Origin of the sequence: Paenibacillus sp. VT-400 (assembly GCF_001029205.1) — a bacterium.
In the GTDB taxonomy this organism is placed as follows: Bacteria; Bacillota; Bacilli; order Paenibacillales; family Paenibacillaceae; genus Paenibacillus; species Paenibacillus amylolyticus.
Window position 1 is genome coordinate 725,915 of record NZ_LELF01000067.1, and the last position, 18,838, is coordinate 744,752.

Consider the following 18,838-nt stretch of genomic DNA (forward strand, 5'->3'; position numbering starts at 1 on the left):
ATCTGAAAGCTGCGATAAACGACGAATGGTTGCCTAAAATGCGATAATAACGGGTCTCAGATTCGTTACATTTTTCAAGTGGCTGAAATGCACCAAATAGCGTCAGCTCAGTTCGTTAGCCACAGTGAAAATGAAATGAATTCTTTATTGAACTTTGAGATTTGGGAGAATGAGTGTGAAAGCAGCCTCTTGTAGTGGTAGCACTGATTCTTGGTTTACAAGTTAATCGTAAGTTTGAAGAGAAAATTGGAGTGGCTTAGTACCAGTACCTGGTCAATGAAAGAACAAACCCGTTATGACATTTCGCAATACGCGTACGACAGGAAGGGGCTCAAAACGTGATCACCATCAGTCTGTGCATGATTGTGAAGAACGAGGAACGCACGCTGGCGCGCTGTCTGGACTCGGTTGCCGGCATCGCGGACGAGATCGTCATTGTGGATACCGGTTCATCGGATCGCACGATGGACATCGCTGCGCAGTATACCGACCAGGTCTACACGTATGAATGGAAGGAAGACTTTGCCGCAGCGCGGAATGAATCATTCGCCAAGGCCACGCAGGAGTATATCCTGTGGCTGGATGCGGATGATGTGCTGCTGCCCGCGGAACGGGCGAAGCTGGAGGTGTTGAAGCAGCAGCTTCCGTCCGGTGGGAAGACGGAAGCTGTGATCTTGAACTACACGCTGGCCGAGAGAGCGGAGGGAAGTCCACTTGTGACGGACCGACGCCTTCGCCTGGTCAAGCGGGATGCCGGGTGCCGCTGGCATGGCCGGCTGCACGAGCAGCTCAGCTTCCCGCGGGGCGAGGTCATTACGGCAGATATTGCCGTCACGCATCGCCGCGAAGCGGGACATCATTCGGCGCGAAACGTGCGCATTCTGCGCAAATGGATCGCCGAAGAGGGCGTAGCCCAAGGTCGCCTGCTGTTTTATTATGCAGGCGAATGTTATGACCGCCAGCGTTATGCGGCGGCGGCACGCGGGTATGTGAAGCTGCTGGAGCAGCCAAGTGGTTACCGCGAGGATCGCCTGATTGCCTGCGCGCGGCTGGCGGAATGTTATGAACGACTGGGTGAGCCGGGCCGTAAGCTCGGAGCATTGCTGCAGTCATTCCAGTATGATCTGCCACATGCCGATTTCTGCTGTGCCATTGCGGCCTGTTTCCATGAGCGGCAGGAACCCGTTTCGGCGATCTACTGGTATATGCAGGCGGTGGACGTGAGCAGCCGCGATCCGGGCCTGCGCCCGGTGCCTATGGCTTGCCGTACATGGCTGCCACATGCTCGTTTATCCCTTTGTTATGCCCATCTGGGCAACTGGGAGCAGGCACTCATGCATAACACCAAAGCCCGTGAGTACTTGCCCAACGATCCCGGGTTGCTTGCCAATCGGCAGAAGCTCGAAGTGGTGGTACGCAAGGAGATGAAGGAGCGGGAAGAACGTGGTGAAGTGTCACCGCGTAAGTAGGGAGACGAACTGGGACAGATGAGGACAGAAGGGTTTGAAGCGGGAGTAGAGATAGAGAAAATAGATTGAAGTAGAAGTGAAATAACACAAAAACTAATCCGTTGCTGGTAGGATGCGATAGGGCGGATCAGTGAAAATAAGGGTTGAGTGGAGATAGAGTGTAAGGCACAATTGCGAGCAGAAGCAGAAGCAGAAGCAGAAGCAGAAGCAGAAGCAGAAGCAGAAGCAGAAGCAGAAGCAGAAGCAGAAGCAGAAGCAGAAGCAGAAGCAGAAGCAGAAGCAGAAGAGGTAGAATAGATGTGATAGATAAGTTATGTGCTGCCATATATTTAAAGTTCCATAGCTACGAAGTTGTTAATAAACAAGCATATTAGATCACAATGAAGTATAAGTAATTACACGATAACATGTAGAACAAGCGTAGCCCCGCTTAACCGAAAGAGTCGGTAGCGGGGCTTTTTACGCTTCTCGTACCGCGTGTATATCCTACATGGTGTAATGAAAGTAGCATTTGGTGAAATTTTCACAAGGCTTACACCGCGTAAGACTTCTGACATGCGGTGCAGTGAGGATTACTCATCAAGATGAGCCGTCGAGTGTTCAAGGCCATCATATTAGCTGTTAAGTTATTTTACTTTTCGGGTGCTAGGCATCGCACAGACTGGTCCTTCATTCGTAAGCTTTTGCAAGCCCAGCCCCATCCATCATATATTTCGTCATCGATATTGAGGGTAATGGTTTCATCCGTATATTCATTCCAGTTTTCAATCCGGAGTGTGTTTTCACTTTCCCATTCGAGATGGTTATTTCCGTGGTGCTTGGCACGATAGATCGTTTTTACCGTGGTGTCCTCAGGGGGATTTGTCTTCTTAACATCGATCCAGATTGTAACGCCGCCTGCCGCACCACCATAGGGCACACCATAAATCTCGGCAGTATACTCACCATTCCTTGAAGGCATGGAATAGCTTAATTCTCCTTTCTCAGAACGGTCAAATGTGGAGAAGTATGGACGGAGCCAGAAATACAGGAATACGGCAACGAACAGTATAAGAATCAACAATGTAAATGTGGTGAAAAACGGGTGTCTACGTATCCAAGGTTTGCGAGAATCTGTATGGGATGAACTTGAATTAGCTTGAGTATTTTGATCCATAAGCATGGAACCTCCATTTGCACCTTACAGTGAAATTTGCTTTGCAGGAATATAAATGTCCAACTCTCCGTAGTGGTCCTGAGCCAGACTGCCGTCAATTCTTTCAAAATAGTATGGATCACTCTTCTCGTACCCCGAATGGCTCTGCCAATATTCATCGATAAATGTCCAGACACTGTCCAGATGATCAATATTGATGAGACTTGGATGGAAATCACAGACAAATTTGAATACGGCATACTGGTTGGCCGGGACCTCAATTCCGTCCAGTTCTTCAGGGATATGATCCAGACTGGTGACCTCTACAGACGGCTGATATGTACTGTAATCCTCGTTAATTTCATTGGTAAATCCAATATATACGTTGGGTTGCAGCACGTTAGGAATCGAATGAAAGTGTTTTTCAAAAAAGTCGTTGCCTGCTGAATTGGCTTCATAGTGCTCTTCATTATCTGCATACCGAATATGGGATCGCTGTCCAATGAGTTTCATAGCCGGTTTTCGTACATACGTTGGTTTGAAAATATATCCATATGGAAGCGTTGTGATCATGGACGAAGTCATGCGGGCTGTGAATTCAAGGTTTCCAGCTCCCTGTTTGCGATACTGCAGGGGTGTAATGCCGAAGGCTTGTTTGAAAGCACGTATGTAGGATTGTTCATGTTCAAAAGCGTAATGTCCGCTGATATCGATAATCTTCCAGTTCAGATTCACCAATTGCTCCAGGCTGCGTGCCAATTTGCGTGAACGAATGTATTCTCCAGGCAATTGTCCGCTGACATGTTTGAACATGCGATGCAGGTGGAATTTGGATATATGAGTCACAGATGCCAGATGATCCAGCGTTAATTTGTCTTGAATATGGTCTTCTATGTAGTCGAATAGCTTATCCAATGTGTCTAGCAGATCATGTTGCATATCAATCTCCTTACTTCTAATAGTACTTACAGCAATAAATGTTCATTTTTTCCTTATCACCGATGATATCATAACCAAGTACATAATTTAATGACAAGATTGGAGAAAGCATCCATGTTTGCTGACAAAAAAAATTATACAACGTTAGGCATGTTAACTCGATTATGGACACTAACGGGCAAGTACCGTATGTTCATCATTCTGTTACTTTTCGCCGCATGTATGGTCTCCCTGATTGAGGTCGGTTATTTGGAATCGATCCGAAGACTGGTCAAAGGCGCGACTGAAGCACAGTTTTCGTTACTCTACTCAGGTTTGATCATAGGCGTTAGCATTGTAGTATTACGATTGATTGTAACCGCATTCATGACGAGGGTCGAGACGTTATTCCAGCAAAAGACATTATTGTCTGTGCAGTCTCTACTGCTCTCATCCTTTAGCAACACAGAGACACGCGATCTGGCACATTATCATACAGGTGACCTAACCTCTAGGATCTGGACTTCAGCTAAGGAAGCACAGAAGGGGATCAACCAACATGGCATTGAACTCGCGAAAAATATCATTCAGCTGATTCTTGCCTTTGCTTACTTCAGCTGGGTGAACTTGCCGCTGTCGTTGGCTATCATTGCATTCACATTGATCTATCCTCTTGTAACGGTAGGACTTGGTAAACGTCTACAAAGACGGCATGATCAGTTGAATGCCAGCGCAGCGTTAAGAGATGAGATACTGACTGAAATCATCCAAGCCCCAGTTGAGATTCGAAGTTACGGACTCGCGGGTTATGTACACCATCAATTTAAAGGTCGAATGGATCAAGTGTTCAGACATACAATGTCCGTATCTGTGTTACAACGACTTTCGGAAGCAGCCGGACGGGTCTCCACGTATGGTGGCATGATTCTGATTCTCTATCTAGGCGGCATGCAGGTCCTGAATGGACATATGGATGTAGGAGGACTGGCAGCTTTTCTGGTAGCAAGCAGTCAGTTAACACGTCCGATTGAATCGTTATCTGGGTTGTGGAATGATTTTATTGGTTCGGCTTCTCATGCGTCCAGAATCTTTGAAGTGCTGGATTTGGAGAGAAAGAACACGGTTGCTAATACCGGTACAAATACATATGTACGGTCCGATACGCATTTAGGCCAGCTTGAAAAACAATCTAAACCGGCTGGCATCAACGTGCAGCATGTGTCTTATAGGTATGCGGAGCAAGAAGAAGTGTTAACGGATATTTCTTTTGAGGCCAAGAAAGGAAAGCTTACTGTAATCACGGGGCCAAGTGGATGCGGGAAAACCACGTTATTGAAATTGATAGCTGGATTAGATAGACCTGTTACTGGTTCGATCCAGGTCATGAATCAGAAGAATTCACTGAAGGATATGCACGAAGTTCAGACAGGGCATGTCAATCAGGTGTATGTTCCGCAACAAGCCTTTATTTTCACAGGAACAGTGGAAGAGAATATTGTTTTTGGACAAGAGGGGGTATCTGCCGATCAAGTAGAGGTCGCGGCCCACATGACACATGCACATGACGCGATTATGCGTCAATCGCTCGGCTATGGGACAGAGCTTCAGCCACAAGGCGGGACGATGTCGGGTGGTGAGCTTCAGCGTATTAGTTTAGCCAGAGCGATGCTGAGGAATCCGGATATTCTATTGTTGGATGAACCGACGTCATCTCAAGACCCGTGGCATGAGCAACGGTTGAATGATCTTTTTGCAAGAATCACTGCTGACAAAGGCACAACGGTTATTGCCGTTACTCATCGATTATCGCTGATAGAACGGGCGGACCAGGTCATCTATATTCAGAAGGGACGCGTCGAAGATACGGGGACTCATCGTGAATTGCTGGATCGTCCAAACGGATATCGAAGTTATATTGCGGAGCAGGATACGGAAGTGGAGGGACAGCATGAGTAACAAGATCGAAGATGCAGCATATACCGATGACGTTGAAATGAAAAGCAGTCATGAGAAAAGCGGAGCATATGAGATAAATGAAAATAATGAAATAGAAAATATCGAAAATGAAGCTCATCATCAGATGAACGAAAGTGATGTTCCAGATGACCCAAAACAAGCTGTATCATTGGCAACGGTGTGGCCCGTTATTTTTCGCTGGATGAAGCCTTATGGATTAGCTGTAGCGATCTTGCTCATTTTTATCGCCGCAGATGCGGTCTTTGATTGGGGACTTGCCTTTGTACAGGGATTCTTCGTGGATGCTATTCATGATGGGGGACAGGAGCAGTTAAACGCTACAGCGTTGATCTTTATCGCCATTCTGGCAGGGTTTATCGTATTGCTCGCGATGCATCGTTATGTTCTGGTATGGCTCAAGGAATCGATGCAACGGGATATGTCCATGGATCTGTTGAAACTGTTAAACCGGATGCCCTATTCCTGGGTGCGCAGACAGAAGTCCGGGGATGTGATGCTTCGTATCAAGGAAGACACGAAGCATGGTTCAGAAGTTGTGGAGGCTATTGCAGAGGGTGTTACGGTTGTATTCATCATTGCTCTATCGCTGGGATACTTGTACAGAGCAGATGCATGGGTTGCAGTTATTGCCTTGGTAAGTGCAGGGGCAATCTGGTTCACGGCGAGGTTATATGATCAGCGAATTGTACATCTGTCCGATGAGGTCGAATCCAGGGAAGGCGAGTCCCAAGAACAGATCCAACAGTATGTTGAAGGGATACCGGTGATTCAGATGTATAATGCTTCACCGTGGTTTCTCGTACGATTTCGAACACAACAGCAATCACTGAATCGTGTTCAGGCCAAGTTACAGATGACCCTGAGCATGTCGGATAACGTGGCGATGGCGGTGTTTGGTCTGGCTCAATTGGCAGCGTTGTTCCTTATTGCTTTGTCAGCGGCTAGGGGAACTTTGTCTCCGGGCATGGTTGTTGCAAGTAGTCTGCTGTTTGAACTGGTGGTGTGGCCAGTACTCGGCTTGTCCAGCCAGTGGAGTCAGATGCAAGCCAGCGTGGGTGCATTTGGACGTATCTCTGCATGGTTGAAATTGGCGGAGAACAAGAAGACAGACGCATCTAATACTAAATACGAGGAGCTTACACAGGGAATTTGTAACCAAGATCAAGGGAATACACAAAAAGGGGCACAAAAAGAGAACGAAATTGCTATGCTAGGTCTTCAACAGGTTACGGTAACCGATGAAGAAAGTGGTCGAAAGATTCTGGATCAGCTTACGCTTAATTTGGTTCCTGGTGAACTGGTTGCGGTAGTTGGCGCCAGTGGTGCTGGCAAATCTACACTGTGCCAAGTGTGTGCGGGGTTGATCGAGCCAACAAACGGAAGCATATTACTGGGAAATAAACATGTTGCAGATTATATAGAAATGGGTGACCAGTCCAAACTCACGTATATGCCGCAGACACCTACTTTTTTTACAGGAACGATTGAAGATAATATTCGTCTGAGTTCAGACGTTACATTGGACAGAGTGAAGCTTGCGGCAAAGCAGGCAGGTTTGCATGAATATATAGAGGCACAGGAAGGACAATACGCAGCAATGTTGCATGAGAAAGGGGCCAATCTATCTGGAGGCCAACAACAGCGACTGTCGCTTGCTAGACTCTTTACGAGGTCATCTGATCTATATATTCTGGACGAACCAACGTCATCATTGGATATTCAGACAGAACAGAACGTAATGAATCACTTGCTGAACTTTATGAAAGGCAGCATAGGATTGCTTGTCACACATCGAATGGAGGTTGCTCGCCAGTGCTCTCGCATCCTTGTGATGGAACATGGTCGAATTGCCGAGGATGGAACGCATGAACAACTGATGCAGAGGAAAGGATTGTATTATCGCATGAATGCAAGAGGCGGTGGTACAACATGAATGAACCTATTTTGAAGAAGGCAATGGATACGCTGGAGTTCTTGAGTCAGGATCGGGAAGCACGTCGTTTGTATGAAGAGCGGCAGAAATATTTACATGACGAAGCTTCTATGATTGAGTGGGCTACGGAAAAGGGAATAGCTCAAGGAATAGAAAAGGGATTAGTAGAAGGCGAAAAAGAAAGACGATTGAGATTGCAAAAAATATGCTCTCATTTGGGATTGAAGTTTCAGTTATTGCCAAAACAAGTGGTCTAACTGTGTCTGAAGTTGAGGCGTTGAAAGATTAAAGTGAAGTTGTAAAGTTGTAAGGTATAGTAGCTTCACCAGATGAATGGGTACGGGTACACTAGCGTGATATGAGTGTGTCGGTTGTGAATAAAAGTTTACAACAATCGTTTTGTCCAACTAGGGCAGGACGGTTGTTTTATTTTAATGAAGAAGCTTCAAACGTTTTACAGTAAAACGCGGTTGCTCATTCGGGGCTGGGCCGTTAAACTAAAGGGAGCGGCGTTTGCTTGACGGACAAGTCATGAGAACGCCATTTTGTTGTCAAGGATGCGGCATATGAGCCGCTTTCGGATGTCAGAATCGGATCGGACCAAGCTGGTGTAAAAACACCGGTGATAAGTAAGGAGTCTTTACATGAGTGTGCAAACACCTACATTAGAAGAAGCGCAGGGTCTCCTGCAAAAATATTATGGCTACCCCGACTTCCGTGAGGGACAGAAAAAGATTGTAGCCAGTCTGCTGGAACGTGAAGATACGTTGGGTATTATGCCAACTGGGGGCGGTAAGTCGATCTGTTATCAGATCCCCGCTCTGTTATATTCGGGTCTGACACTTGTTGTTTCCCCGTTGATCTCATTGATGAAGGACCAGGTCGATGCGTTGACGACCGCCGGAATTGCTGCCGCGTATATTAATAGTACACTTAGCGGCAAAGAAGTGAATGATCGGATCCGCGCGGCGCAGCGCGGTGAGCTGAAGTTGCTCTATGTCGCGCCTGAGCGACTGGAGCTGGATTGGTTCCGCGAGGAGATGGGCTATTTGCCGATCTCATGCGTTGCTGTGGATGAGGCCCACTGTGTGTCACAGTGGGGGCATGATTTTCGGACAAGCTACCTGGCGGTAGCGCCGTTTGTGGACAGCTTGCCGGAGCGGCCGGTGGTTGCGGCCTTCACGGCGACAGCGACGCCCGAGGTCATGGGCGATATTCTGCGGCTGCTGCGTTTGCAGGATCCGCAGACGTATGTGACCGGACTGGGGCGCGATAATCTGGCGTTTAGCGTGCTGCGCGGTGAGAGCAAGAAGGATTTTGTCCTGAATTATGCGCGCGAGCATGCCAGCGAGCCAGGGATTGTATACGCCGCGACCCGTAAGGACGTGGACGATCTGCATCAGCGTTTGTTGCAGGCGGGATTGCCCGCAGGACGTTATCATGCCGGCATGACGGACGATGAACGGTCCCAGAGCCAGGAAGCTTTTTTGTACGATGATATCCGAGTGATGGTGGCGACCAATGCGTTTGGGATGGGGATAGATAAATCGAACGTGCGTTACGTAATTCATAACAGCATGCCGAAGAACATGGAGGCATATGTACAGGAAGCCGGACGTGCGGGCCGGGACGGAGAGCCCAGTCAGTGTATTCTGTTATTCGGGGCACAGGACATTATCACCCAGAAGTTCCTGATTGAGCAGAATCCGATGGAGGGCGACCGCAAACAGAACGATTACCGGAAGCTGCAACAGATGGTGGATTACTGTTACACAACGCGTTGTCTGCGCAGTGCGCAACTGGATTATTTCGGTGAGGTGCATGACGATACCCCTTGCGGTACTTGCAGTTCCTGTACGGACGACCGCGAGTTGGTAGACATGACGATTGATGCACAGAAAATATTCAGCTGCATTCACCGCATGCGTGAACGGTATGGTGTATCGCTGGTCGCTTCGGTGCTCAAAGGCTCCCGTGCCAAAAAAGTGCTTGATTATGGCTTCAACTCTCTGCCAACCTACGGCGTGATGGGTAATCGGACAGAGCGCGAGATATCGGAGATCATCAACGTAATGGTATCCGAAGGATATCTGATGTTGTCCGAGGGGCAGTATCCGGTTGTTCGTTTGCAGCCACTAGCGGTGGAAGTCCTCAAAGGCCAGCGTGAAGTGATGCAGCGTGTCGTCCGCAAGACAGCGGCGACGGCTTCGGGTACGAACTATGGCGGACGTCGCGGACGCGATGCGATGCCATCTGCGGTTAATGAGACGGTATTTGAACAACTTCGTCTGATCCGTCGTGATCTGGCGGCGAAAGAGCATGTACCATCGTACATTATTTTCAATGATGCGACCCTGCGTGAGATGAGTGTGGTATGTCCACAGACAGAACGTGACATGCTGGATATCAAAGGGGTCGGCGAGGTCAAGTACCGCAAGTACGGACTGCCGTTTCTGGAGTTTTTCCAGAAGCAATCGGGTGAAGAAGTGGATACGGATGACGATGCGTTTTACGAGTATGAGTGAGTGTGAAATGAGTATAAATTGTTAAATTTCACTTTCCAATCTTTGAAGTTCATGTGCTTAAAGCTCAATGTATGAAAAGATGATAGATATGTATCTAGAGGGTATCTTGAAATCTGCCGAAAGCCGAAGCACAATTGAGTGTCAGGGGCGGAACATGGAGCGGAAGTGCTAACGAACCTGTGACGTCTTATTCAGGGATTTGAAGCGCCCACAGCAATCTAAGGAATCTGAAACTCGCTATATTAGGATAAACAGCCGTTTACAGCAGGTTTGTCAGGTGATTTTGGTCAATAACGTGTCTGATGTTCCTTACAAAATAAAAGGAGGACCGGATGGCCAAATAAGTCGTCCTCGGTTCCTTAGAAAATCGTCTGGACAATTCGCCAGGATTAGCAAGCCTGTGTTCTCATTCACAGCATCTTCCTGCTCCGTGCAATCCTTTTGTTCCACAATCCGTTGGACAGTTCCATCTTCTCCGGTGCAAGGAATGATCGATCTTTTGGCCGAGTTTAAAGCTACAGTTGCTGGGATAGGGGTTGGACCTTGGGAATCCTTTCAACGTATCTCTTGCCTGAGTTTGAAGACACGCTCAAGAAGAATTCGATGGCTTCTCCATGATATGGGTGAAGTGTCCAGTAGAGGTTCGAGATTAAAGGCTCAAGGCAGTAATATGGGGATAACGAATTGTGGATGGAACACGATTGAGGTCTTTTACAGGTTGAAGTTGAGTTTGAAGTTGATTATTTTGTCTCTGTAGAGTGGACAAATGGTGGCGAAATGTCTTTCAAAGGGTGGACATTTGCGTTAGAAATGGCTGACCGCATCGTATACAACATGTAGGTTAGAGGTGCGTGTTTTATACTGTATGTTGTGGTTTGGGTTTGGCGAGGTGTCTATGTCTTTTTGAAAAGAGTGTCCACTCTTTGAAAGACAAAAGTTGGATATGTCCATGAGACATGGAATGGCTAGTTCAAAAGAGGTTTAGATGAACAGCATCCGGGGCAGGATGGCTGTGCAGCTTTCTTTTTACCAAAAAAATATGGTCTGGGTGTCCAGGCAAAGGTTGTGAACCATGAAGGTTATTCTTTCTACATTAAATGCAAAGTACATCCATACCTCCTTGGCCTTGCGGTGTCTGAAGGCGTACAGTGAGAAGGATTTTGATATTGACCTGGCGGAGTATACGATCAAGGACCCGGTGATGAACATTGTGTCTGATCTGTATCAGCGTGGGGCGGACGTGATTGGTTTCTCATGTTACATCTGGAACATCGAAGAGACGATCAAGGTCATTGATAATCTGAAGAAGGTTATGCCTGATGTGAAAATTTTGCTGGGCGGGCCGGAAGTGTCCTACGACACGGAATATTGGATGAACCGGATTCCCAATGTGGATTTCATCGTGATGGGTGAAGGGGAAGAGACGCTGCATCAGCTTTTGACGGAGCTGGAAGGAACCAAGAAGTTCCACTTCGTGTATGGACTGGCGTATCGCAAAGGGGAAGAAGTCATTCTCATGCCAGGACGGCCAAAAGCGGATCTGAACGATCTACCTTCACCGCACCGATTTGAAGAGGATATTCCGGAGCTTGGGAAAAGGGTGATTTATTTTGAGACCAGCCGGGGCTGCCCGTTCAGTTGTCAGTTCTGTCTGTCCAGTATTGAGGTCGGCGTGCGGTATTACGATATTGAGCGGACGAAGTCGGACATTCTGTACCTGATCGAGAAGGGGGCAAAGCTGATCAAGTTTGTGGACCGGACGTTTAACATCAAACGGGATTATGCGCTCGAAATGTTCAAATTCCTGATCGAGAATCATCAGGGGACGGTGTTCCAGTTTGAAATTACGGCGGATATTATGCGCCCTGAAGTACTGGACTATCTGGCAGAGAATGCGCCGCCGGGCACATTCCGGTTCGAAATTGGGGTTCAGTCCACGAATGATCCGACAAATGAACTGGTGAAACGCCGTCAGAACTTTACCAAGCTGAGCCGTACGGTCAACAAGGTCAAAGCTAGTGGCAAAATCGATCAGCATCTGGATCTCATCGCCGGACTGCCGGAGGAAGATTACAATACGTTCCGCAAAACGTTTAACGATGTATTTGCACTGGGGCCGGAAGAGCTTCAGCTCGGATTCCTCAAAATGCTGCGTGGTACGGGTCTGCGTCTGGATGCGGAGAAGTATAACTACACATACATGGATCACGCGCCGTATGAGATTCTGGGCAGTGATGTACTGCCGTTCAGTGACATCGTGCGCTTGAAGCGGCTGGAGGATGTGTTGGAGAAATACTGGAACGCACACCGGATGGACCATACGCTGAAGTATCTGATGGAGCAGGAGTTCAACTCGCCGTTTGATTTCTTCCAGGCGTTTGGGGATTACTGGGAAGGTCAGGGCTGGCAGAAGATCGGTCACCAACTGGAGGATCTGTTTACTCGTCTGCACAGCTTCCTGGAGTCGCGGAATACGCCGCATATGGATATCGTGCTCGGCCTGATGAAGCTGGATTATTTCCTTGGGCACAAATACAAACCACGCAAAATCTGGTGGGAAGATCCGCTTCAGAAAGACCAGTGGGCGGGTTATATGAAAACGTTGGCTGAACGTCCGGAAGACGTTCGACTGCCACGTGTTGCCGGTGCCGCAGGCACGGCATGGCTCGAAAGCAGCGGCACAGGTCCGAGTGCCGCTGTGGCAAGTTCGGCTGCTGCCGGGGAAGACGCTGCCGCGGATGCGGCGGGTGTAATCGGCAGCGAAGCCGGGGGTGAAGCGTCGCTCACTTCGGGCGACGCAACAGGGTCCGCCGCGGATGGAGCGGCGGACATGGTGGACGGCAACGCTTCGCGTGCGTTGCCGATGACCTCGGCCATGACCGCACAGACGGTCATGGGTGCCCGTGCTTTCGCCGACCTTGGTCTCGGCGAAAAGGAACTGCAGAAGCACACCGTATTGGATGTGCTTCCGTTCCGGCTTGAGCGTGTGCTAGCTGGCGCCAGCCCGCTTGCCGCGAAAGGCCGGACGCTGCTGGTCGTTGTGTACCAGCAGCATGAAGGGCAGCAGGCGCAGTATTACACGCTGCCGCTGGGAGAAGAAGCCGCTGCCATGTAGGTGCAGCGGCCTAGGGAGAGCACCGCGATCATTAACGCGGTGCAACCCCAATAGGTGGTAAGCCTATGGGACGTAGCATCATACTTGTATTCTTCTAAGAGTACGTATAATTTGAGAACATCGGAAGGGGGACTAACCGAAATGGAGGATAAACCCCTTCCTTGTTTTTGATTCAATAACTTATTAAGGAAAGGAATACCAAGAAGAGCTTTTAAACAACTGTGCGTCGGTTACGAAGAAATACCAAATTAGGTGTCATAATATACTGTTAAATCAATGAAGTAAAAGTAAATAATATTATACTCAGATTTTGTGCAAATTCGTAGCTAAGTTCGCTGAAAAAGCTAGAATGACATTAGATTCATTATGTTGGATGTATACTGCGACTGCCGGAAGAACTTAACGAACACAGTGCATCGGTATCTTCTTGCTTAGATCTGTTAGTTTTAACTTGTTATTAATCTAGTACATTTAGGAGAAGATAAGATTGTCACACTTAAAAATACAAACATATTCTTATAGATTTGCCGAAGAAGTAATTAATAGTAATTTGAGCTTGAAGAAAGAAATAGAAGAAATCTTACAAAGCGATTTTGATGAATCATATCTATCTAGACCAGGATTTAATAGATTGATAGAAATAGAGTTTAAAGAAAGAATGTGGATTTCCCAACCACCATTATTCGAGGAAGCAGGAGATCCAGCAACCAAAATGGATTTTCTAAAAAATAGACTAGGGGTGGAGGTTCAATTCGGACATTCATCTTTTATTGGAATAGATTTATTGAAATTTCAGGTTGCTTCGTATTCAGGGTTGAATAAGATCGATATAGGTATTTACATAGTTACAACAAAACATTTCCAGAGAACTATGAAGAATCTATACAATCATAACTGGGAAGGATCCCTATCTTTTGAGAAGGTAGTTAAATATCTTCCTCATTATAAGAGTGCAATTCAAGTGCCGATTTATGTAATAGGTATAGATTGTTAAAATGTTTTATGGTGGATTATCATGCCAAGTGCAATACCAATTGGTAAGATTTAAGTATATAAATTATAGGTTGAGAATGGAAAGGAGTTTTAGTATGAAAAGAAGTAGAATTATGAGGAATAGTTTTTTGTTATTGTTGGTTTTTGCAATGCTTTGTCCTAGTATGGCAATTGCCAAAAGCAAAAGCGTAGAAATTAGAATTGACGGGGTAAAGCTTTCCTATAACAGCCAGAGACCTGAGATTTTTGAGGGTGTGATTATGTCTCCATATACACCTGTTCTGAAAAAAATGAACGCAAAATATGTCTGGAACTCCAAAAATAAGACACTTACAATTGAAAAAGAAAAAAGTAAGTTAATTCTAACCATTGGTAGCAAAAAAGCTGTATTGAATAATAAATTCATAAATTTAGATGCAAGTCCGCGGCTAATTGAAGGAAATATATATATCCCAGTAAAGTCTGTTGCATTAGCATTTGGAGCTGAATTAGAGACCTGGGACTCATCTAATAATACAACATTGCTATTTTCTTTTACTGATTATGCTAAAATGATTCGTGCATTGGTGAATGATGATTATGATAAGGTTAAGAAATTGGTTGATATGGGTGTTGATTTACAGTATAGAGATAAAAATGGAGATAACTATTTACATATAGCCGCTTTTGCTTCATCGGTAGAAATTAATCGTTTACTTTTGGAAAAGGGGGTATCAACAAATCAATTAAATAAATTATATTCTACTCCTCTATCAGTTGCAATTATGAGTTCAGCCGAAGACGTTGTGAAACTACTTACATCTTATACAGATTTATCAGTAAAACCTTTTCTGAGTTATTTAGATGCAGCTGAAAGACAAGTGGAATTTAATAAAAAATATAGTTCTCTAGATAATTTAAAGAAGGCAGAGAACATTGCTATATATTTGGAGAAAACTTTAGGTGACAATACAACTGGTAGCACAGATAAACACCCTGCTGCGACTGGTGAAACCTTAACAGTAAGTACTACTCTAAGTTCTAACCTGAAAAAATCAATAGGTATCACAGTGGAACAAGTTTTAAGAGGGGAAGAGGCATGGAAGAAAGTTGCTGAAGCAGCATATTATAATTCACCCCCTTCTGATGGTAAAGAGTATGTTGCAATAATGGTGCGGGTTGATTTGGATTATGACTCTCAAAAATATATTCCACTGGATAGTGATTTCAATTTGGTCAATATTCAGGGGGATGGGTATGTGAGACAAATATTACGTTCTTACCCTACACCGCAATTTGATTATTATTTTGAAACTAAGAAAGATACATCTAGCTGGTTAATTTATAGTGTACCTAAAGGTATAGAATTGGATCAATTGATACTCAGATACAAAGGAAGATATGATTCTAATAATTTAGCCCAGTTTAAACTGCAAGATACCTCTGATAGTGATAAAAAAGCAGTCGATCTCAGTCAGCTTAAACTTCCAACCAACATCAGTTCTATGCCAAGTGTAAACGAGCTTAACGTGGTTCTTGAACAAAATTTTAGTAGAGTATCTGTTGAAACTCAAGGTGAAATGAATTTTGAATTCAGAATTTCTAAAAATCAGTTTACGACATCGCCATATGATTATGATATCAAAACGTTATTCAACTTTTCAAAATACTATGATTTAAAGCACACTAATTCAATTACTGAAGAACAACGATCACTAGCGTTTCAGCAGTTAAAAGAGCATCAGGAGAAGATTGGAATGACGCTTTCAGCTCTCTATCCTAATGTTAAGTTTACTGGAGGGTACTTTGATTCATGGTACAAATATCCCACAATCAAGGTGGATTTTAATTCATTTAATCTTAATGAATGGAGTAATTATGATGCGCCAGCGATACGTGCAAATTCTTACCAACATACAAAAGTATCCTTTTTTAGATGGGTCAATTCATAAGTGATTTTAGTAGTTTAAAAGAATAATAATAAAACTGGAACCATACTACAAAATCTTCTTAGAATCTATAATGTTTGGATATAGTGCTCCTTACAGTTTACAGGTTAATTTTAGTAACCTAATGCTGTAGTGGGGCACTCTTCTATTAAAAATAAACGCATCCTTATGTTGCACTAATGTATAGCTACTAGAGAGATAATTCAGGAAAGTTATAGGAAAGAAACATGAAGATATCAAGAAAGTGATAGATGCTGCTCCAGATGCATATGTAATTATGGAGGATAGATATATCTGTCTTGCCTAATGAAATTAAAACATTACATACTCTATTAATAGAGTTAGATACCATTGCATGGAGATGTGATGCGGGATAATGCGATGCGAGGGTTATATTACGAAAACAATTTCCTGGTGATCTTAGATTTAACTTCTTTTGAAAGCATCTTGCTTCATTTCTACTATACACATATCTGAAAATTATTGTAAATTAAATTGTCTAGCAAATTATCAATCCTGAATTAATTCAGGATCTAAAATATGATGGCACTATGTAATTGATTTTTGGAACGGAAAGACAAAATAAGTTGAAGGACCTAAAACGTGACCATAAATTTTGATAAAAGAAATTCAAGGAGGGTCCTATGAAGACCATCGTTTATATGGTTAGACATGCGGAGTCATCGTATACGGAAGGAACGGAAAGAACGAGGGGGCTTACCCTGCAGGGCAAGATGAATGCAGAACGAATAACGGAAATATTAACGAATGAAGGAATACATTCCATCGTCTCAAGTCCTTATGCCAGGGCGATTCTAACCTTAGAGGGTGTGGCAGCAGCGTTAGAATTAGATATTCAGATCATGGAGGATCTGCGGGAAAGGCATTTTTCAGATGATATGATTGCGGATGAAGAGTTCGAGCCTGCTTCGAAGAAGATGTTTGATGACCCCAATTATGCATTGCCAGGAGGCGAGTCGAACACGGTTTGCCAGAATAGAGCAGTGGGCGTGTTGAAACAGATTTTAGAAGAATACAAGGGTAAAAAAGTGGCGATCGGCACACACGGACATGTAATGACGTTGATGATGAATTACTTTGATTCGAGTTACGGATTGGATTTTATGAATCAAACCAAGAAACCGGACATTTATCGATTACAATTTGACGAGATGGAATTAGAGAACGTGACAAGGCTATGCAGCGAATGGGGTGAAATTGAATAGGTGAGAACGCTTGTTCATAATTTTGGTTACAGGTAAAATATAGATATTCTTAAATATGGAAGGGTTTGATTCCAATGACGTTACAAAACTTGTTTCATGGAAAACCAACGAAACTATGGAATGAGAGAATGATTGAAGGCGGAGTTGAGCTCTTCACAGAAGAGAGATTACTCAAGTCTGATCAAGCCCTGGATACATATTTGCACCAATTAATAGCATTACAAGAAACGAAAGATTCTGAGCGCATGATGAAGGCTGTAGAAGAAGTTGTGCTTAGGTTTAATGAAATGAATGAGGCCAATGGTTACTTTATTGAGACGATGGAACGTGAAGAATTGGCTGATTTTATAGACAAGGCGGCTAGGTTGGCTGGATTAGACATACAGAAGGATGAAGATATTACGGAAGAATGGAGAGAGTGGTAAACGGTATAACAGTGTTTTCCAATTTAATGATAAGGGTGATCAATATGGAACGAGGACTCATTATATTTTTGAACGGAACGTCAAGTTCGGGGAAGACCAGCATTGCGATGGAAATGAAAAATCAGGGAGATATTCCGTTTCATCATCTATCTGTAGATCAATTTCTGCATAATTATGATCAGTTTATCGACAATACATATCCAGATATGAAACCAACAAGAGAAGTGGAACACCATGTGATGACCGATATCCTGTTCGACCCCATCAATTCGTTGTACTGTGCAACCATTAAACTGTTTTCGGAAATGGGTTTGAATGTCATCGTGGATACGGTCATCAGCAATGACAAGTGGTTTAACGATTTTTATAATTTGCTTTCGGATTATCCGATATTGTTTGTAGGTGTGCATTGCTCGAAAGAAGAACTCACCAGAAGAGAGCAGAGCAGGGGAGATCGTGAGATTGGACTTGCCCATTCCCAGTTCGACTACATCTACTCCTATGATGAATATGACCTGGAAGTGAATACGGAAGAGCTTAGCTCAGCTGCATGTGCGGATAAGATATTAAGTTATATGAAGTCCCATCAGGAATACTCGGCATTTAAGAAGTTAAGCAGAAGAGGCTGAAGCTGATTGTGTCAGATCATATGATATCCATTCCAATGAAAGTTAGGGATTCGGCCAAATCTTTTTCTTAGAGTTGCTGCCAGGACCTAATAAGTAGATTTCATCAACACTCCCATAAGTATTAGAAAATGAAATTGTGAAGTCTTTACTACCACCGATAGGAAGTTTACTGCCTTTAATCTGAATGAAAAGTGAATTGTTATGATGTGAGAGGTAGTAGCCGTGATATCTGCTAATACTGTCTGCAAATCCACCTGTTATAGTAATAAGCTCAGGAGAAACTTCAGTTCTCGTAACCATTGTCTCGTCAGGATCGACAACCTTGTTCAACATATAAAATCCAATGATAATAGGAACAACGACAATAATAACTGCGCTAATAATAATGCTAAACTTCATGTTTGGTCGCATACTCATGATTCACCTCATAATTAGATGATATGAATCGATGTCTCAATACTCATTGGGCATCGATTTATTGTATTTAATCAGAACAGAATTCTACGTCTAGTAATATTTGGATCATTTAAATAATATACTAATTCATTTTTTTTGTAGAGATAGG

Annotated in this window: 14 protein-coding genes and 1 pseudogene; 12 read left to right on the forward strand and 3 right to left on the reverse strand. The window is 44.5% G+C overall.

What is annotated here, in order from left to right; genetic code table 11:
* The first annotated feature begins 338 nt into the window (after positions 1-338).
* Both EL84_RS13915 and EL84_RS32015 read left to right on the forward strand, forming a co-directional pair.
* Positions 339-1,469, forward strand: coding sequence for a glycosyltransferase family 2 protein (locus EL84_RS13915; protein WP_047842082.1), 1,131 nt, complete (start codon positions 339-341; stop codon positions 1,467-1,469).
* A 147-nt stretch (positions 1,470-1,616) separates the two neighbouring features.
* Positions 1,617-1,766, forward strand: coding sequence for a hypothetical protein (locus EL84_RS32015; RefSeq protein WP_161799430.1), 150 nt, complete (start codon positions 1,617-1,619; stop codon positions 1,764-1,766).
* 334 nt (positions 1,767-2,100) lie between these two features.
* Here the strand turns inward: EL84_RS32015 and EL84_RS30840 are convergent, their stop codons facing one another.
* Together EL84_RS30840 and EL84_RS13925 are read right to left on the reverse strand one after the other, a co-directional pair.
* Positions 2,101-2,625, reverse strand: a complete 525-nt coding sequence (locus EL84_RS30840) for a DUF5412 family protein (protein ID WP_053061486.1) — start codon at positions 2,623-2,625, stop codon at positions 2,101-2,103.
* 24 nt (positions 2,626-2,649) lie between these two features.
* Positions 2,650-3,543, reverse strand: coding sequence for an AraC family transcriptional regulator (locus EL84_RS13925; protein ID WP_047842083.1), 894 nt, complete (start codon positions 3,541-3,543; stop codon positions 2,650-2,652).
* A 114-nt stretch (positions 3,544-3,657) separates the two neighbouring features.
* Between EL84_RS13925 and EL84_RS30845 the strand changes: the two genes are divergently transcribed.
* The 10 genes and pseudogenes from EL84_RS30845 (at position 3,658) to EL84_RS13975 (ending at position 18,273) form a co-directional block, all read left to right on the forward strand.
* Positions 3,658-5,478, forward strand: coding sequence for an ABC transporter ATP-binding protein (locus EL84_RS30845; RefSeq protein ID WP_053061487.1), 1,821 nt, complete (start codon positions 3,658-3,660; stop codon positions 5,476-5,478).
* A 202-nt stretch (positions 5,479-5,680) separates the two neighbouring features.
* The gene (locus EL84_RS13935; RefSeq protein ID WP_235431613.1) at positions 5,681-7,432 is read left to right on the forward strand and encodes an ABC transporter ATP-binding protein; all 1,752 of its coding nucleotides are present in this window, start codon (positions 5,681-5,683) and stop codon (positions 7,430-7,432) included.
* Positions 7,411-7,721, forward strand: a pseudogene (locus EL84_RS13940) (Rpn family recombination-promoting nuclease/putative transposase); the annotation flags it as partial. The gene EL84_RS13935 and the pseudogene EL84_RS13940, both read left to right, overlap by 22 nt.
* 355 nt (positions 7,722-8,076) lie before the next feature.
* Positions 8,077-9,957, forward strand: coding sequence for a DNA helicase RecQ (gene recQ / locus EL84_RS13945; protein ID WP_017689902.1), 1,881 nt, complete (start codon positions 8,077-8,079; stop codon positions 9,955-9,957).
* Positions 9,958-11,029: 1,072 nt separating this feature from the next.
* Positions 11,030-13,072 carry a B12-binding domain-containing radical SAM protein gene (locus EL84_RS13950; protein WP_047842085.1) on the forward strand — a complete coding sequence of 681 codons (2,043 nt, stop codon included), beginning with the start codon at positions 11,030-11,032 and terminating at the stop codon, positions 13,070-13,072.
* Between the two features lie 487 nt (positions 13,073-13,559).
* Positions 13,560-14,066 carry a BglII/BstYI family type II restriction endonuclease gene (locus EL84_RS13955; RefSeq protein ID WP_200904530.1) on the forward strand — a complete coding sequence of 169 codons (507 nt, stop codon included), beginning with the start codon at positions 13,560-13,562 and terminating at the stop codon, positions 14,064-14,066.
* Positions 14,067-14,160: 94 nt separating this feature from the next.
* Positions 14,161-15,996: a stalk domain-containing protein gene (locus tag EL84_RS13960; protein ID WP_047842087.1), complete on the forward strand. Its 1,836-nt coding sequence runs from the start codon at positions 14,161-14,163 to the stop codon at positions 15,994-15,996.
* Between the two features lie 641 nt (positions 15,997-16,637).
* Positions 16,638-17,219 (forward strand): histidine phosphatase family protein, encoded by a 582-nt coding sequence (locus tag EL84_RS13965; RefSeq protein WP_047842088.1) that lies wholly within the window; start codon positions 16,638-16,640, stop codon positions 17,217-17,219.
* A gap of 74 nt (positions 17,220-17,293) precedes the next feature.
* On the forward strand, positions 17,294-17,644 hold the full coding sequence (locus EL84_RS13970; protein ID WP_047842089.1) for a hypothetical protein: 351 nt from the start codon (positions 17,294-17,296) through the stop codon (positions 17,642-17,644).
* A gap of 44 nt (positions 17,645-17,688) precedes the next feature.
* Positions 17,689-18,273, forward strand: a complete 585-nt coding sequence (locus EL84_RS13975; protein WP_047842090.1) for a chloramphenicol phosphotransferase CPT family protein — start codon at positions 17,689-17,691, stop codon at positions 18,271-18,273.
* A 42-nt stretch (positions 18,274-18,315) separates the two neighbouring features.
* Here EL84_RS13975 and EL84_RS13980 read toward each other — a convergent pair whose 3' ends face one another.
* Entirely contained in the window at positions 18,316-18,690 is a 375-nt protein-coding gene (locus EL84_RS13980) for a hypothetical protein (RefSeq protein ID WP_047842091.1), read from the reverse strand.
* Between the last annotated feature and the right edge of the window lie 148 nt (positions 18,691-18,838).

Excerpts from the sequence above, each read along its gene's own strand:
- EL84_RS30840 (WP_053061486.1), bottom strand. The coding sequence starts at position 2,625 with ATGGATCAAAATACTCAAGCTAATTCAAGTTCATCCCATACAGATTCT.
- EL84_RS13925 (WP_047842083.1), bottom strand. The coding sequence starts at position 3,543 with ATGCAACATGATCTGCTAGACACATTGGATAAGCTATTCGACTACATA.
- EL84_RS30845 (WP_053061487.1), top strand. The coding sequence starts at position 3,658 with ATGTTTGCTGACAAAAAAAATTATACAACGTTAGGCATGTTAACTCGA.
- EL84_RS13935 (WP_235431613.1), top strand. The coding sequence starts at position 5,681 with ATGAAGCCTTATGGATTAGCTGTAGCGATCTTGCTCATTTTTATCGCC.
- recQ (WP_017689902.1), top strand. The coding sequence starts at position 8,077 with ATGAGTGTGCAAACACCTACATTAGAAGAAGCGCAGGGTCTCCTGCAA.
- EL84_RS13950 (WP_047842085.1), top strand. The coding sequence starts at position 11,030 with ATGAAGGTTATTCTTTCTACATTAAATGCAAAGTACATCCATACCTCC.
- EL84_RS13960 (WP_047842087.1), top strand. The coding sequence starts at position 14,161 with ATGAAAAGAAGTAGAATTATGAGGAATAGTTTTTTGTTATTGTTGGTT.
- EL84_RS13965 (WP_047842088.1), top strand. The coding sequence starts at position 16,638 with ATGAAGACCATCGTTTATATGGTTAGACATGCGGAGTCATCGTATACG.
- EL84_RS13970 (WP_047842089.1), top strand. The coding sequence starts at position 17,294 with ATGACGTTACAAAACTTGTTTCATGGAAAACCAACGAAACTATGGAAT.
- EL84_RS13975 (WP_047842090.1), top strand. The coding sequence starts at position 17,689 with ATGGAACGAGGACTCATTATATTTTTGAACGGAACGTCAAGTTCGGGG.
- EL84_RS13980 (WP_047842091.1), bottom strand. The coding sequence starts at position 18,690 with ATGAGTATGCGACCAAACATGAAGTTTAGCATTATTATTAGCGCAGTT.